This is a genomic window from Bradyrhizobium sp. BR 10289, from assembly GCF_019455385.1.
Taxonomy (GTDB): Bacteria; Pseudomonadota; Alphaproteobacteria; order Rhizobiales; family Xanthobacteraceae; genus Bradyrhizobium.
Genome location: NZ_JACOFR010000002.1, coordinates 500,879 through 514,697, shown reverse-complemented (window position 1 = coordinate 514,697; position 13,819 = coordinate 500,879). Strand labels below are relative to the sequence as shown.

Genomic DNA, 13,819 nt, shown 5'->3' with positions numbered 1-13,819 from the left:
CATCGCGCTACGAAAGCTCCCGGTCAATCGGCCAGCGCGGCAGGACAGGTTCGCCAGCTTAGCAGGCACAGGTTGCCAGCTCCTCACCAGGTCCTAGCCGCCTGCGAGACCGGCGCGCGGACCGAGTTGTTGATGACGACCGTTCCAAGCACGAAATCGTGCAGCAGGCGTCGCCGGCCGTTGAACAGGCCGACCAGCACCACGAAGGGCGACAGGAACGAGACGGTGACCCAGAACAGCACGGCGTGGGTGGCGCCGAGCACGAAATAACCCGGCACGCCGTACCAGGTGCGCAGTTCCAGATCCATCGCGCGCATGCCGATCGTCGCCGAGGACGGACCGCCGATACAGGCGCCGTAATAGACGATGGCCCAGATCACCGAGGCGGGCCCCGCCAGCCAGAACAACGCCCAACCGAGGCCAAGCGTCACCACGCCGAACAGTGCAATGAAGATGTAGCCGAGGATCACCGGTACGGAAATCACGACCATGTCGATCAGGAACGCGAACGCCCGCCGCGTCGCCACGCCGCGGAACAGCTCCGGGTGCAGATCAGGGTCGTAGGCGTCCGGCTGCACCGCGCCGTCATTGCGCCAGGCATTGCCCGAATCCGAATACGACATGGTCCGTTCTCCCGAGGGAAACTCCCGTGGCAGGAGATGGGAACAGGTTATTCCCGTGCCAAGGGCGCGCGGACGTCAATAAGCCGAAATATTCCGGCGATTCGGGGGCGGGGGATTGGGCAGTTCGGTAGCGGTGGGCAAAGGCGCGTTAGCGCCGTGCCCACACCTTGTCATCCTTGTGCGCGCAGCTTCTCCGCCACCTTCGGCGCAAAATAGCTGAGCACGCCGTCGGCGCCGGCGCGCTTGAACGCCAGCAGGCTCTCCATCATCGCACGCTCGCCGTCGAGCCAGCCGTTGCCCGCGGCGGCCGCGATCATCGCGTATTCGCCGGAGACCTGGTAGGCGAACGTCGGCATCGCGAAGGTGTCCTTCACGCGGCGGACCACGTCGAGATAGGGCATGCCTGGCTTCACCATTACCATGTCGGCGCCCTCGGAGATGTCGAGCTCGACCTCGCGCAGCGCTTCGTCGGTATTGGCGCTGTCCATCTGATAGGTGCGCTTATCGCCGGTGAGCGTCTTGGCCGAACCGATGGCGTCGCGGAACGGGCCGTAGAAGGCGGAGGCGTATTTGGCCGCATAGGCCATGATCTGCACGTCGAGCAAGCCGGTGCGATCCAGCGCCTCGCGGATCGCGGCGACGCGGCCATCCATCATATCGGAGGGCGCGATGATGTCGCAGCCGGCTTCGGCCTGCACCAGTGCCTGGCGCACCAGCACCGCGACCGTCTCGTCGTTGAGGATCTTGCCGTCGGAGATCAGGCCGTCATGTCCATGGCTGGTGAAGGGATCGAGCGCGACGTCGCAGAGGATGCCGATATCAGGGAATTCCTTCTTGATCGCGCGCACCGCCTGACAGACCAGATTGTCCGGGTTGGTGGCTTCCGAGCCTTCCTCGTCGCGCAGGGAGGGATCGGTGTAGGGAAACAGCGCGAGGCAAGGGATGGTGAGCTTCATGGCGCGCTCGGCCTCGCGCACGGCCTGGTCGACGCTGAGCCGCTCAACGCCCGGCATCGAGGCGATGGCTTCGCGCTTGTTGTTGCCGTCGATCAAGAACAGCGGCCAGATCAGATCGTCGGTGGTGAGCACATTCTCGCGCACCATGCGCCGGGCCCATTCGGCCTTGCGGTTGCGGCGCGGACGGACGGTCAGATCGAGGGTATGAGGCACGGCCGTGCCGGTCCCGCGCGAGACCTCGCGCAACTCGATCGGACGTCCGTATTTGATCGCCATCACTTTTCCTCCGGCTGGAATTATTCTTATACCAGCTCGCATGCTTCCCGTCACCGCGGCTTGACCTTGCGCAAGGCAGGATTGAGCTGACCCGGCGGCCGATTGATTTTACAGGACGAACCAGCCAGAAGGGGGCCATGTCCGAGATCTCCACCCGCGATGCGGCCCGCGACGGCGCCAGTGCCAGGGATGCCGCCCGCGACAATGCGCGAGACAGCGCCCGAGACAGTGCCTTGTCGGTGGCAGCGATCTCGTCGGAGCGGCCCGAGTCCGACGACAACGTCTGGACGCGGCGGCTGGTGCTGTTCCTGCGGGTGATGGCGCTGCTCTCAATCCTCAAGGGCCTGTATCACTGGGCCCAGGTCACCGGCTTCGTCGGCGGCGAGGACGAGGCGTTCGAGAACCAGTCGATGGCCTGGCAGGCCGCGACCGTCTATTTCGCGGTGATCGAGCTCGTTGCTGCGGTCGGCCTGTGGCTGGCAACGCCCTGGGGCGCGGTGGTGTGGCTCACCACCGTGGTGTCGATGGCGGTGATCGAGCTGATGTTCCCGGGAATCTACGGCGGCAGCCTGGTCGTCGTCGGCGTCGAGGTCTTCATGCTCGCCGCCTATCTCGCGCTCGCCTGGATGGCCGCGCGCGAACGGCCGCCGTAGGCGGCGCGCTCTCGTGCCCCCGACGCTGCGCAGCACGTCGTGATGCGCAGCTGAGCCGAGGCCCATCTCTCCGCGTTCTCGCTTTGAAACATCGGGTCCCGGCTCTGCGGTCCGCTTCGCTGCGTTTGTCCGGGACACGCGAGTGTTGCTCTTGGTTGACCGCTGGTTGCCTAAAATTCGAGGTAACTTTTCATTGACCTAGCGATATCCGCCACAGCTCTTACGCGTGCGTTTCGAAACGGGATGAGGCTGTTCTGGAATGCAACAGCAGGGGCGGACGGAGGGTGAACAGGACCTTGCGAAGGTCAACAGACGGTTGCGAAAAGCCCTTGTGGCACAGGCTTAATCCGCAATTCACTGTCTTAAATTCATGATCTCTTTATTCTCTTATTTAAGCCGATCTTCAAACGCCCCCCTTAAGTTGCACCTATCAGACGGAGCACAAGTTTCGTCGAATAAGTGTCGATAAAAACGACAACAGGGGAAGTGTCATGATGAAAGCCGTCGCAACTGCGGCAGATACCGCAGAGCGCGTCTCCGGCCCCCAGGGTTCGGTGCAGTCGCTCTATCTGGAAGCTCTGACTCTCGTTGAGCGGCTGCACCGCCGTCTCCTCGACGTCATCAAGGACGAGTTCGATCGCCGCGGCCGCGCGGACATCAATTCGGTCCAGGCGCTCCTGCTCTACAACATCGGCGACAAGGAGCTGACCGCGGGCGAGCTGCGCACGCGCGGTTACTATCTCGGCTCCAACGTCTCCTACAATCTGAAGAAGCTCGTCGAGCTCGGCTTCCTCGACCATCAGCGCTCGCGCGTTGATCGCCGCTCGGTGCGCATCCGCCTGACGCCGCAGGGCCAGGAAGTCCGCCGCATCGTCGACGCTCTCTACCAGAAGCACGTCAAGACGGTGGAGCAGGTCGGTGGCATCTCGGGCGAGGAGTTCTCGACTCTGAACAAGTCGCTGCACCGCCTCGAGCGGTTCTGGACCGACCAGATCCTGTATCGCCTCTGAGTTTTAAACGGACAGGCCAAGCCGGCCCGCAACAAGACCGGCAAGCCATCCGAACGACTTCCCCAAGCGCGCCGGCCCGGAGTTGCCCCCGGACCGGTGCGTTTTGTGCTTTTCGCGACTGCGAAATAATTGCCCGGCCGGGCGGAACCAGTTCCCCGCAGCACCGTTGTCTCTCCGGTCGGAGGGTGAGATGCTGGTCGAGCGCGGACTTCAGTCAATGAACGTGGAACTAGTGAGCGATGCCTATGCGATCGCCGCGAATTACCTCCGCCGCTCTGGCGCCATTCCCGACACGTTGGTCACCAACGAGCGCCTGCTCGAGATCATCATCAAGCTGATCCAGCACGGCGAATTCAACAAGATCAGGCTGGCCAACAAGGCTATCGCGCGGTTCGAGACCCAGTCCGAGGCGCGCGCAGTTGCCTGATCAGAACTCCGAAAACATCGACGAACCAGAGGGTGCCATGGAAGCTGCCATCGACCGCATCATGCAGACCTATGACCTGCTCGCCAACCGGACGGCGGCGGCCAGCGAGGAGGCGCGGATCAAGGTCACGAACTATCTCAACACGTTGATGGAAGCCGGCGAGAAGGACACCCACAGGTTGACGGTTTGCGGCCTGACCTATCTGCGCCAGCTCGACGGCAGCGTGGACCCGGTGAAGGCGGGATATACGGGGCTGTAGGGCTGGTTCGGGAGGGGCGTCTAAGGTCCGAAGCGGACCCTTTCGGGATGATCCGAGCGGGACGGCTCCTCAGAACTCTCGTCAGCCCAAATCCCAATTCCCCACCATATCTTGCATAAATATCAGGCCGGACCCGCAAATGCTTGGCCCGGGCCGGCCGATGTGGTAGATCGCGCGTGCTTCCGATCGCCACACCAGACCCGCCCGTAGCCCACCACAAGGCTGCGGCGGTGGAGATATTCGCAAGATGACCCTCGCCAAAACCGCCTCTGCGCCCGATTCGTTTTTCACCGCCTCGCTCGAGCAGGCCGACCCGGACATCGCCGCCGCCATCAAGGGCGAGCTCGGCCGGCAGCGCCACGAAGTCGAGCTGATCGCCTCCGAGAACATCGTCAGCCGGGCCGTGCTGGAAGCGCAGGGTTCGGTGATGACCAACAAGTACGCGGAGGGTTATCCGGGCGCCCGGTACTATGGCGGTTGTGAGTGGGTCGACGTCGCCGAGAACCTCGCGATCGATCGCGCCAAGAAGCTGTTCGGCGCCAACTTCGCCAATGTGCAGCCGAACTCCGGCAGCCAGATGAACCAGGCGGTGTTCCTGGCGCTGCTGCAGCCCGGCGACACCTTCATGGGTCTGGATCTTGCCGCCGGCGGCCATCTCACCCATGGCTCGCCCGTCAACATGAGCGGCAAGTGGTTCAAGGCCGCGCACTACACCGTGCGCCGCGAGGATCAGATCATCGACATGGACGCGGTCGCCAAGCAGGCCGAGGAGGTCAAGCCGAAGCTGATCGTCGCCGGCGGCTCGGCCTATTCGCGCGCCTGGGACTTCAAGCGTTTCCGCGAGATCGCGGATTCGGTCGGCGCGTATCTGCTGGTCGACATGGCGCACTTCGCCGGCCTCGTTGCCGGCGGCGTGCATGCTTCGCCCGTGCCATACGCCCACGTGACCACCACGACCACGCACAAGTCGCTGCGCGGTCCGCGCGGCGGCCTGATGCTGTGGAATGACGAGGCACTGACCAAGAAGTTCAATTCGGCGATCTTCCCAGGCCTGCAGGGCGGTCCCCTGATGCATGTGATCGCCGCGAAGGCGGTCGCCCTCGGCGAGGCGCTGCGGCCGGACTTCAAGGTCTATGCCAGGAACGTCGTCGAGAACGCCAAGGCGCTGGCCGAGGCGATGAAGAGCCACGGCTTCGATATTGTCTCGGGCGGCACCGACAACCATTTGATGCTCGTTGACCTGCGGCCGAAGGGCCTGAAGGGCAACGCCTCGGAGAAGGCGCTGGTCCGCGCGGCCATCACCTGCAACAAGAACGGCATTCCGTTCGACCCCGAGTCGCCGTTTGTCACCTCCGGTATTCGTCTGGGTACGCCGGCGGCGACCACGCGCGGCTTCGGCGTTGCTGAATTCCAGCAGGTCGGCGGCATGATCGCCGAGGTGCTGAACGCGATCGCGCAATCCTCCGACGGCAAGGCGCCGCTGGTGGAAGCCGCGATCAAGGAACGGGTCAAGGCGCTCACCGACCGGTTCCCGATCTATCAGTAAGGCCAAGGAAACCGGTTAAGGTCCAGAGGATGCGCTGTCCGAACTGCAACAGTCTCGATACGCAGGTAAAGGACTCGCGTCCGACCGAGGATTCTTCCGTCATCCGCAGGCGGCGCGTGTGCGTCGCCTGCGAATTCCGCTTTACCACCTTCGAGCGCGTGCAGCTGCGCGAGCTCACGGTGATCAAGCGCAACGGCCGCCGCGTGCCGTTCGACCGCGACAAGTTGATGCGCTCGGTGTCGATCTCCCTGCGCAAGCGGCCGGTCGAGCCGGAGCGCGTGGAAAAGATGGTCTCCACCATCGTCCGCGAGCTCGAGACCGGCGGTGAGGCTGAAATCTCCTCCGAGGTGATCGGCGAGACCGTGATGGAGCACCTGCGCACGCTCGACGACGTCGCCTATGTGCGCTTCGCCTCCGTCTACCGCAATTTCCGCGAGGCCAAGGATTTCGCCGACGTGCTCGGCGAGCTCTCCGGTGAGGAGGAAGCGCGGCTCGCCGCGATCCGCAAATGATCTTCCGCATCCTGGAAGATCAGTTCGCCCAGAAGATCCAGGAGTCCAAGGACGCCGATCGCCGGTTCATGCAACTGGCGCTGGCGCTGGGCCGGCGCGGGCAGGGGCGCACCTGGCCCAATCCGTCTGTCGGCGCTGTCATCGTGAAAGATGGCGTAATCGTCGGCCGCGGCTGGACGCAGCCCGGCGGGCGCCCGCATGGCGAGCCCGAGGCGCTGCGACGGGCCGGCGAGGCCGCGCGCGGCGCAACGCTCTACGTGACGCTGGAGCCGTGCTCGCATTTCGGCAAGTCCCCGCCTTGCGCCGATGCGGTGATCGCCGCCGGCATCAAGCGGGTGGTGGCGGCGATCGAGGATCCCAATCCGGAAGTGGCGGGCCAGGGCCATGCGCGCCTGCGCGCGGCCGGCATCACGGTGGACGTCGGCCTGTGTGCGGCTGAAGCCGCGTTCGATCACGCCGGTCATTTCCGCCGCATCCGCGACAAGCGCCCGCATGTGATCCTGAAGCTCGCGGTCTCGCCGGATGGCAAGATTGGCGCCGCCGGCGGCAAGCCGCTCGCCATCACCGGCGAGGCCGTGCGCGATCGCGTGCACCTCCTGCGCGCGCAGTGCGACGCCATCCTGGTCGGCATCGGCACGGTGCTGGCGGATGATCCGCAGCTCACCTGTCGCCTGCCGGGCATGGAAGCCCGTTCTCCCGTGCGCGTCGTGCTCGACAAGAATTTGCGCATTCCGGTCACGAGCCAGCTCGTTCGTTCTGCGCGCGAGACGCCGCTGTGGGTGGTGAGTTCTGAGCTCGCCGAGGCCGCGACCGCCACACGGCTTGGCGCTGCCGGTGCGCAAATGTTGCGCATGCCTCCGGGGAGTGCATCCGGGCTCGATCTTCCGGCCGTGCTGCATGCGCTCGCCGAGAAAGGTATCTCGCGGCTGTTGGTCGAAGGCGGCAGCCGGGTGGCGGCATCCTTCGTGTCCGCCGATCTCGTCGACCAGATCTGGCTGTTCCGCGGCGCGGAAGAGGTCGGCGCCGGCGGCGTCGATGCGCTCGATGCATTGCCCTTGTCGAAAATCACGCAGTCACAGGCCTGGAAGGTTCATGCTAGCGAGACCTTCGACAAGGATACTCTCACCCTCTATGAGCGCGCCTAGCATGTTTACCGGCATTATCACCGATATCGGCGAGATCGTCAGCTTCACGCCTGTGGCGCAGGGCCAGCTGCACCGCCTGCGTATCGCCTGCAATTACGATCAGGCCACCATTGCCGACGGCGCCTCGATCGCCAGCAATGGCGTGTGCCTGACCGTGGTTGCGTCCGGCGTTGCAGGCGGCAAAACCTGGTACGACGTCGATGCGGCGGCGGAGACGCTCGCGCTGACGACGGCGAAGCACTGGAAGCTCGGCACCAAGCTCAACCTCGAGCGCGCACTGAAGATCGGCGACGAGCTCGGCGGCCATATCGTCGCCGGCCATGCCGACGGCATCGCCACCATCGTCAGCCGCGAGGACCTGCCTGATATGGCAAGGTTCGTGCTCTCGACCACGCGCGAGCTGGCGCGGTTCATTGCCATCAAGGGCTCGATCACGCTCGACGGCGTCTCGCTGACGGTGAATACGGTCGATGACGTGACCTTTTCGGTGCTGATCATCCCGCATACTCTTGATGTGACGACCATCGGCGGCTGGAAGGCGGGCACCGAGGTCAATATCGAGGTCGATTTGATGGCCCGCTATGCGGCTCGGCTGACGGAAATGAAGTGATCGGCAAAGCCGGTCTGAAATGACAGTGTCTTTGAACTTGGCTTACCTGCGTCCGGCGACTACATAGCCCGCCGACCCCTTTGAGACGGATTGAACGATGGCAGACGCGCGGCGCGCACCCCTGAAGGACCAGACCGACATTTCCGGCGCGCGCGCGCTGATTGTCGAGGCACGGTTCTATGACGATCTCCAGGACGCGCTTCTGGACGGCGCGGTGACTGAGCTGAAGGCGGCCGGCCTGACCCATGACGTTATAACGGTTCCCGGTGCGCTCGAGATCCCGGCGGCGGTGGCCATCGCGGTGGATGCGGCTGCGGCGAACGGCAGGCCCTATGACGCCGTGATCGCGCTCGGCTGCGTGATCCGCGGCGACACCATTCATTTCGAGATCGTCTCCCAGGAGTCGTCGCGCGCGCTGATGGACCTCGCCGTGGCGCGCAAGCTGCCGCTCGGCAACGGCATCCTCACCGTCAACAATGAGGACCAGGCCTGGGCGCGGGCGCGCGCCAGCGAGCTCAACAAGGGCGGCGATGCCGCGCGCGCGGCGCTTGCCATGCTGCGCATCAAGCGCCGTCTGGCGCGGGCCTGACGCCATGGCTGACGCGAAAAAACCGGGAGGCGTTCCTGAGAAGAAGGCGAACCGGCGCGGCGCGGCGCGGCTCGCAGCCGTTCAGGCGCTCTACCAGATGGACATTGCCGGCGCCGGCATCAACGACATCTTCGCGGAGTTCGAGAGCCACTGGCTCGGCAACGAGGTCGAGGGCGATACTTACCTTCCGGCGGAAGCCGCATTCTTCCGCGACGTCGTCGCCGGCGTCGTGCGCGACCAGAAGAAGCTCGATCCCCTGATCGACGAGGCGCTGTCGAAGGGCTGGCCGCTGAAGCGCATCGAAGCGATCCTGCGCGCCGTGCTGCGGGCAGGGGCCTATGAGCTGGAGCATCGCAAGGACGTGCCGGGCCGCGTCGTCGTGTCCGAATATGTCGACGTCGCCAATGCTTTCGTCGACCGCGAGGAGACCGGCATGGTCAACGCAGTGCTCGACCAGATCGGACGTCAGTTTCGCGGCGACGAGTTCGGGCGGGGGTGATTGTCCGCGAGGGCGGTGAAGTGATGCGAGAGGGCTGCCCCATACTCTCCTGTCATCACCCGCGAAAGCGGGTGATCCAGTACGCCGCGGCCTATCGATCTGACACGACCGTCTCTGGAATACTGGATCGCCCGGTCAAGCCGGGCGATGACAGTTGTGGATGTGGCTGACGCTGATGACCATTCCGCAAAACTCCTCCGCCGAAGACTCCCTCATTGCGCGCTATTTCAAGCCGCTGGCAACCGACCCCGGCGCGTTCGGCCTCGTCGATGACGCCGCGGTGCTGTCCTCGTCCGGCGACGATATCGTCGTCACCACCGACGCCGTGGTCGAGGGCGTGCACTATCTTGCCAGCGACCCTCCCGACACCATCGCGCGAAAAGCGCTGCGGGTGAACCTGTCCGATCTTGCCGCCAAGGGCGCATCCCCGGCCGGCTTCGTGTTGACGCTGGCGCTGCGCAGCAAGGAGGATGCCTGGCTCAGGCCCTTCGCCGACGCGCTCGGCGAGGACGCCAAAACCTTCACATGCCCGCTGCTCGGCGGCGACACGGTCTCGACGCCGGGGCCGCAGATGATCTCGATCACCGCCTTCGGCCGGGTGCCGAAGGGGCGGATGGTCGGCCGCACCGGCGCGAACCCCCGCGATGTCATCCTGGTGACGGGGACGATCGGCGATGCCGCGCTCGGCCTCGATGTGCTCACCGGCGGCGCGGTCGCCGCAGCGCTCACGTCCGATCCCGCGGCTAAGGATGCGCTAATTTCGCGCTATCGCATTCCGCAGCCGCGCAATCGGCTGGCGCAGGCCGTGCGCCACCATGCCACCGCCGCGATGGACGTCTCCGACGGGCTCGCCGGCGACCTGACGAAACTCTGTGCGGCGTCCGGCGTCTCGGCTACGATCAGCGTGGCGGACGTGCCGCTCTCGGCCGCTGCGGCGGGCCTGATTGCGCGCGATGTCGTTTGCGTTGAGACGCTGCTTGCGGGCGGCGACGATTACGAGGTGCTGTGCACGGTGCCGCCGGCGCAGAGCGATGCATTGATCGCCGCAGGGCAGGCCGTCGGTGTCGCGGTCACCGCGATCGGCACGATCGTCGCAGGCCATGAGCGGCCGCGCTTCCTGGATAGGCAAGGCCAGGAACTGGCCCTGAAGCGGCTGTCCTACAGCCACTTCTAGGAATTGCTCCAAACCGGCAGCCAGGCGTTCCGACCGGCCTAAATACTTGCCGAGATCGGCTTTTTCGGCCCCATCCGGCGTTGCACCCTCAATTTGATTTTGGCAAGCTCGCGACCGACTGAGGCCGCCTTGGGGGGCGGCTTTGTTCAAAATCAAGGCGCCGCACCGCACGACGGACAACAAAAGGCGCCGGGGGTACATCAAGGATCTGAGGCAAAAATCACATGACAGCATTATGGTTGATAGTGCTCTGCGGAGTGCTTTCCGTCGTCTACGCGATTTGGGCGACGTCTTCGGTGTTGAGCGCGGATGCGGGGTCGCCGCGCATGCAGGAGATCGCAGGCGCGGTGCGCGAAGGCGCACAGGCTTATCTGCGGCGTCAGTACACCACGATCGGTATCGTCGGCATCGTCATCTTCGTGCTGCTTGCCTATTTCCTCGGGCTTTATGTCGCGATCGGTTTTGCCATCGGCGCCATCCTGTCGGGGGCGGCCGGCTTCATCGGCATGAACGTTTCGGTCCGCGCCAATGTGCGCACCGCACAGGCGGCGACGACGTCGCTCGCCGGTGGCCTCGAGCTCGCCTTCAAGGCGGGCGCTATCACCGGACTCCTGGTGGCCGGTCTCGCGCTGCTTGGCGTGACCCTCTATTTCGGCTTCCTGGTGCATTCGCTCAAGCTCGCGCCGGATAGCCGTGTCGTGGTCGACGCCTTGGTGGCGCTAGGTTTCGGCGCCTCGCTGATCTCGATCTTCGCCCGTCTCGGCGGCGGCATCTTCACCAAGGGTGCGGACGTCGGCGGCGATCTCGTCGGCAAGGTCGAGGCCGGCATTCCCGAGGACGATCCGCGCAACCCCGCCACCATCGCCGACAACGTCGGCGATAACGTGGGTGATTGCGCCGGCATGGCCGCGGACCTATTCGAGACCTATGCGGTGACCGCGGTTGCCACAATGGTGCTGGCTGCGATCTTCTTCGCCAAGACGCCGATCCTCGCCAACATGATGACGCTGCCGCTCGCCATCGGCGGCATCTGCATCATCACCTCGATCATCGGTACGTTCTTCGTCAAGCTCGGGCCGAGCCAGTCGATCATGGGCGCGCTCTACAAGGGCCTGATCGCAACCGGCATCCTGTCGCTGATCGGCATCGCCGGTGTGATCTATTCCCTGATCGGTTTCGGCAAGCTCGAGGGCGTCGACTACACCGGCATGGCGCTGTTCGAATGCGGCGTCGTTGGTCTCGTCGTCACCGCGCTGATCATCTGGATCACCGAATACTACACCGGCACCGACTATCGCCCGGTGAAGTCGATCGCCCAGGCCTCGGTGACCGGGCACGGCACCAACGTGATCCAGGGCCTCGCCGTCTCGATGGAGGCGACCGCGCTGCCCGCGATCGTCATCATCGCCGGCATCCTCGTCACCTACAGCCTCGCCGGCCTGTTCGGCATCGCGATCGCAACCGCCACCATGCTGGCGCTGGCCGGCATGATCGTCGCGCTCGACGCCTTCGGCCCGGTGACCGACAACGCCGGCGGCATCGCCGAAATGGCCGGCCTGCCCAAGGAGGTGCGCAAGTCGACCGACGCGCTCGACGCGGTCGGCAACACCACCAAGGCGGTGACGAAGGGCTACGCGATCGGCTCCGCCGGTCTCGGTGCCCTCGTGCTGTTCGCGGCCTACAACCAGGACCTCAAGTTCTTCGTTGCGGACAGCGCGCACCACGCCTATTTCGCCGGCGTCAATCCGGACTTCTCGCTGAATAACCCTTACGTCGTAGTCGGCTTGCTGTTCGGCGGCCTCTTGCCGTATCTGTTCGGCGCGATGGGCATGACGGCGGTCGGCCGGGCGGCCGGCGCGATCGTCGAGGAGGTGCGCCGTCAGTTCCGCGAAAAACCCGGCATCATGCAGGGCACCGACAAGCCTGACTATGGCAAGGCGGTCGACCTGCTGACCCGCGCAGCGATCAAGGAGATGATCATCCCCTCGCTGCTTCCGGTGCTGTCGCCGATCGTCGTCTACTTCGTGATCTACGCCATCGCAGGCGGCGGCGTCGCGGGGAAGTCGGCGGCGTTCTCGGCGGTCGGTGCGATGCTGTTAGGTGTGATCGTGACGGGCCTGTTCGTCGCGATCTCCATGACCTCGGGCGGCGGTGCCTGGGACAACGCCAAGAAGTACATCGAGGACGGCCATTTCGGCGGCAAGGGCAGCGATGCCCACAAGTCGGCGGTGACCGGCGATACCGTCGGCGATCCCTACAAGGACACGGCGGGCCCCGCGGTGAACCCGATGATCAAGATCACCAACATCGTGGCCCTGCTGCTGCTGGCGATCCTGGCGCACTGAGTGCGATGACGTGAAAGAGCAAACCCCGTGGCGCGAGCCGCGGGGTTTTGTTTGGCAAGAACCTCGTTTGCTGCATGCGAACAAGCACGGAGATCAATCCATGTCGCTCTCATCCGCGCGGAACTATGCACTCCGCGCCGCCAAGTCGCAGGACCAGAAGGAGGCCGCCGAATTGTTATCCAAGGCCATCCTGGAACTCGCTCTGGCGATCGAGACCACCGATGCCAAGGTCAAGAAGATCAACAAGTCATCGTAGGCGCGATACGATTGGTCGAGACATCATCGCGCGTTGGCTCCTGGTTCGAGCGTGATCTTTTTGGGAGATCGCTGTCAGGTGGCCGCAAGATTCCAGCGCCGGAAGGCTCACGCCTTGACTTCGGATCCATGTCCAGCCGCCCGTGCGAACACCTCCTTCGCCGCGAACAAGCCGTTGAGCGCAGCCGGGAAGCCGGCATAGACCGCCATCTGCATCAGGATCTCGACGATCTCGTCGCGGGTGAGCCCGACATTCAGGCCTGCCTCGATGTGGACCCTGAGCTGAGGGGCGGCATTCCCCATGGCCGCGAGGGCTGCGATGGTTGCGATTTCGCGGGAACGGAGGTCGAGTCCGGGCCGCGAGTAGATATCGCCGAACGGAAATTCAAGAATATAGGTGGCGAAGTCCGGGGCGATGTCAGCAAGCGCCGACACGACCGCTTGGCCGGCCTGTCCGTCGATCTCAGCGAGCGCGCGCCGACCGCGCTCCAACCGGCTTTCGCCGGCGTTCGGGAAGTGTTGCATCATAATCCTTCATCCTCTGTTCCGTGTCGGCATAACCGCCGATCTTGGTGTCGAGGACGAGAAGACAGGCATTCAATTCGTCGACGTGGGCACGCACGCTTTCACGGTGCCGCTCCAGCAACGCGCGCCGCTCAGCCTCGGTGCCGGAGCCTCGATCCCGGAGGTCCGCGTAAAGCAGCATGTCCCGGATCGGCATGCCCGTGGTCTTCAGGCGGCCGAGAAACTCGATCCAGGCAAGGATCGAGGCGTCGTAGTCACGGCGGCTGGATCGATCCCGGTCGGCGTAAGGCAACAACCCGATCCGCTCGTAGTAGCGGATCGTATGGGCCGTCAGTCCCGAACGCCGCGCGAGTTCGCCGATCTTCATGCCACCTGTCTCTCATCACGACGCACGGAAATTACGAGTTCGAGTGCG

At 64.7% G+C, this 13,819-nt stretch carries 17 protein-coding genes; 13 read left to right on the top strand and 4 right to left on the bottom strand.

Annotation, left to right across the window (positions count from 1 at the left end; genetic code table 11):
- Positions 1 to 83 precede the first annotated feature (83 nt).
- Both HYH08_RS05980 and hemB read right to left on the bottom strand, forming a co-directional pair.
- The gene (locus HYH08_RS05980; protein ID WP_220008803.1) at positions 84 to 623 is read right to left on the bottom strand and encodes an RDD family protein; all 540 of its coding nucleotides are present in this window, start codon (positions 621 to 623) and stop codon (positions 84 to 86) included.
- Between the two features lie 170 nt (positions 624 to 793).
- Positions 794 to 1,855: a porphobilinogen synthase gene (hemB, locus tag HYH08_RS05975; RefSeq protein WP_220008802.1), complete on the bottom strand. Its 1,062-nt coding sequence runs from the start codon at positions 1,853 to 1,855 to the stop codon at positions 794 to 796.
- Between the two features lie 137 nt (positions 1,856 to 1,992).
- Between hemB and HYH08_RS05970 the strand changes: the two genes are divergently transcribed.
- From HYH08_RS05970 to HYH08_RS05910, 13 genes are all read left to right on the top strand, one after another.
- Entirely contained in the window at positions 1,993 to 2,508 is a 516-nt protein-coding gene (locus tag HYH08_RS05970) for a DUF6163 family protein (protein ID WP_220008801.1), read from the top strand.
- Between the two features lie 491 nt (positions 2,509 to 2,999).
- Positions 3,000 to 3,518 carry a transcriptional regulator LdtR gene (gene ldtR, locus HYH08_RS05965; RefSeq protein ID WP_128966623.1) on the top strand — a complete coding sequence of 173 codons (519 nt, stop codon included), beginning with the start codon at positions 3,000 to 3,002 and terminating at the stop codon, positions 3,516 to 3,518.
- Between the two features lie 190 nt (positions 3,519 to 3,708).
- Entirely contained in the window at positions 3,709 to 3,945 is a 237-nt protein-coding gene (locus HYH08_RS05960) for a hypothetical protein (protein WP_220008800.1), read from the top strand.
- Between the two features lie 37 nt (positions 3,946 to 3,982).
- Complete coding sequence (locus HYH08_RS05955) at positions 3,983 to 4,204, top strand: hypothetical protein (RefSeq protein WP_220008799.1); 222 nt, start codon at positions 3,983 to 3,985, stop codon at positions 4,202 to 4,204.
- Positions 4,205 to 4,451: 247 nt separating this feature from the next.
- Positions 4,452 to 5,750: a serine hydroxymethyltransferase gene (glyA, locus tag HYH08_RS05950; protein WP_220008798.1), complete on the top strand. Its 1,299-nt coding sequence runs from the start codon at positions 4,452 to 4,454 to the stop codon at positions 5,748 to 5,750.
- A gap of 29 nt (positions 5,751 to 5,779) precedes the next feature.
- Entirely contained in the window at positions 5,780 to 6,262 is a 483-nt protein-coding gene (gene nrdR / locus HYH08_RS05945) for a transcriptional regulator NrdR (protein WP_027529969.1), read from the top strand.
- Entirely contained in the window at positions 6,259 to 7,407 is a 1,149-nt protein-coding gene (gene ribD / locus HYH08_RS05940) for a bifunctional diaminohydroxyphosphoribosylaminopyrimidine deaminase/5-amino-6-(5-phosphoribosylamino)uracil reductase RibD (RefSeq protein ID WP_220008797.1), read from the top strand. The genes nrdR and ribD overlap by 4 nt, the downstream gene beginning before the upstream one ends.
- Position 7,408: 1 nt before the next feature.
- Positions 7,409 to 8,017: a riboflavin synthase gene (locus HYH08_RS05935; protein WP_220008796.1), complete on the top strand. Its 609-nt coding sequence runs from the start codon at positions 7,409 to 7,411 to the stop codon at positions 8,015 to 8,017.
- 97 nt (positions 8,018 to 8,114) lie between these two features.
- Positions 8,115 to 8,606 carry a 6,7-dimethyl-8-ribityllumazine synthase gene (ribH, locus tag HYH08_RS05930; protein WP_220008795.1) on the top strand — a complete coding sequence of 164 codons (492 nt, stop codon included), beginning with the start codon at positions 8,115 to 8,117 and terminating at the stop codon, positions 8,604 to 8,606.
- Between the two features lie 4 nt (positions 8,607 to 8,610).
- Positions 8,611 to 9,105, top strand: coding sequence for a transcription antitermination factor NusB (nusB, locus tag HYH08_RS05925; protein WP_220008794.1), 495 nt, complete (start codon positions 8,611 to 8,613; stop codon positions 9,103 to 9,105).
- Between the two features lie 175 nt (positions 9,106 to 9,280).
- Entirely contained in the window at positions 9,281 to 10,279 is a 999-nt protein-coding gene (thiL, locus tag HYH08_RS05920; protein WP_220008793.1) for a thiamine-phosphate kinase, read from the top strand.
- Between the two features lie 224 nt (positions 10,280 to 10,503).
- A complete protein-coding gene (locus HYH08_RS05915; RefSeq protein WP_220008792.1) occupies positions 10,504 to 12,624 on the top strand; it encodes a sodium-translocating pyrophosphatase in 2,121 nt (706 codons plus the stop codon).
- A 100-nt stretch (positions 12,625 to 12,724) separates the two neighbouring features.
- Entirely contained in the window at positions 12,725 to 12,880 is a 156-nt protein-coding gene (locus HYH08_RS05910) for a hypothetical protein (RefSeq protein WP_212325247.1), read from the top strand.
- A 107-nt stretch (positions 12,881 to 12,987) separates the two neighbouring features.
- Here HYH08_RS05910 and HYH08_RS05905 read toward each other — a convergent pair whose 3' ends face one another.
- Positions 12,988 to 13,404 carry a carboxymuconolactone decarboxylase family protein gene (locus tag HYH08_RS05905; RefSeq protein WP_220008946.1) on the bottom strand — a complete coding sequence of 139 codons (417 nt, stop codon included), beginning with the start codon at positions 13,402 to 13,404 and terminating at the stop codon, positions 12,988 to 12,990.
- Positions 13,343 to 13,771 carry a MerR family transcriptional regulator gene (locus tag HYH08_RS05900; RefSeq protein WP_220008791.1) on the bottom strand — a complete coding sequence of 143 codons (429 nt, stop codon included), beginning with the start codon at positions 13,769 to 13,771 and terminating at the stop codon, positions 13,343 to 13,345. The genes HYH08_RS05905 and HYH08_RS05900 overlap by 62 nt, the downstream gene beginning before the upstream one ends.
- Between the last annotated feature and the right edge of the window lie 48 nt (positions 13,772 to 13,819).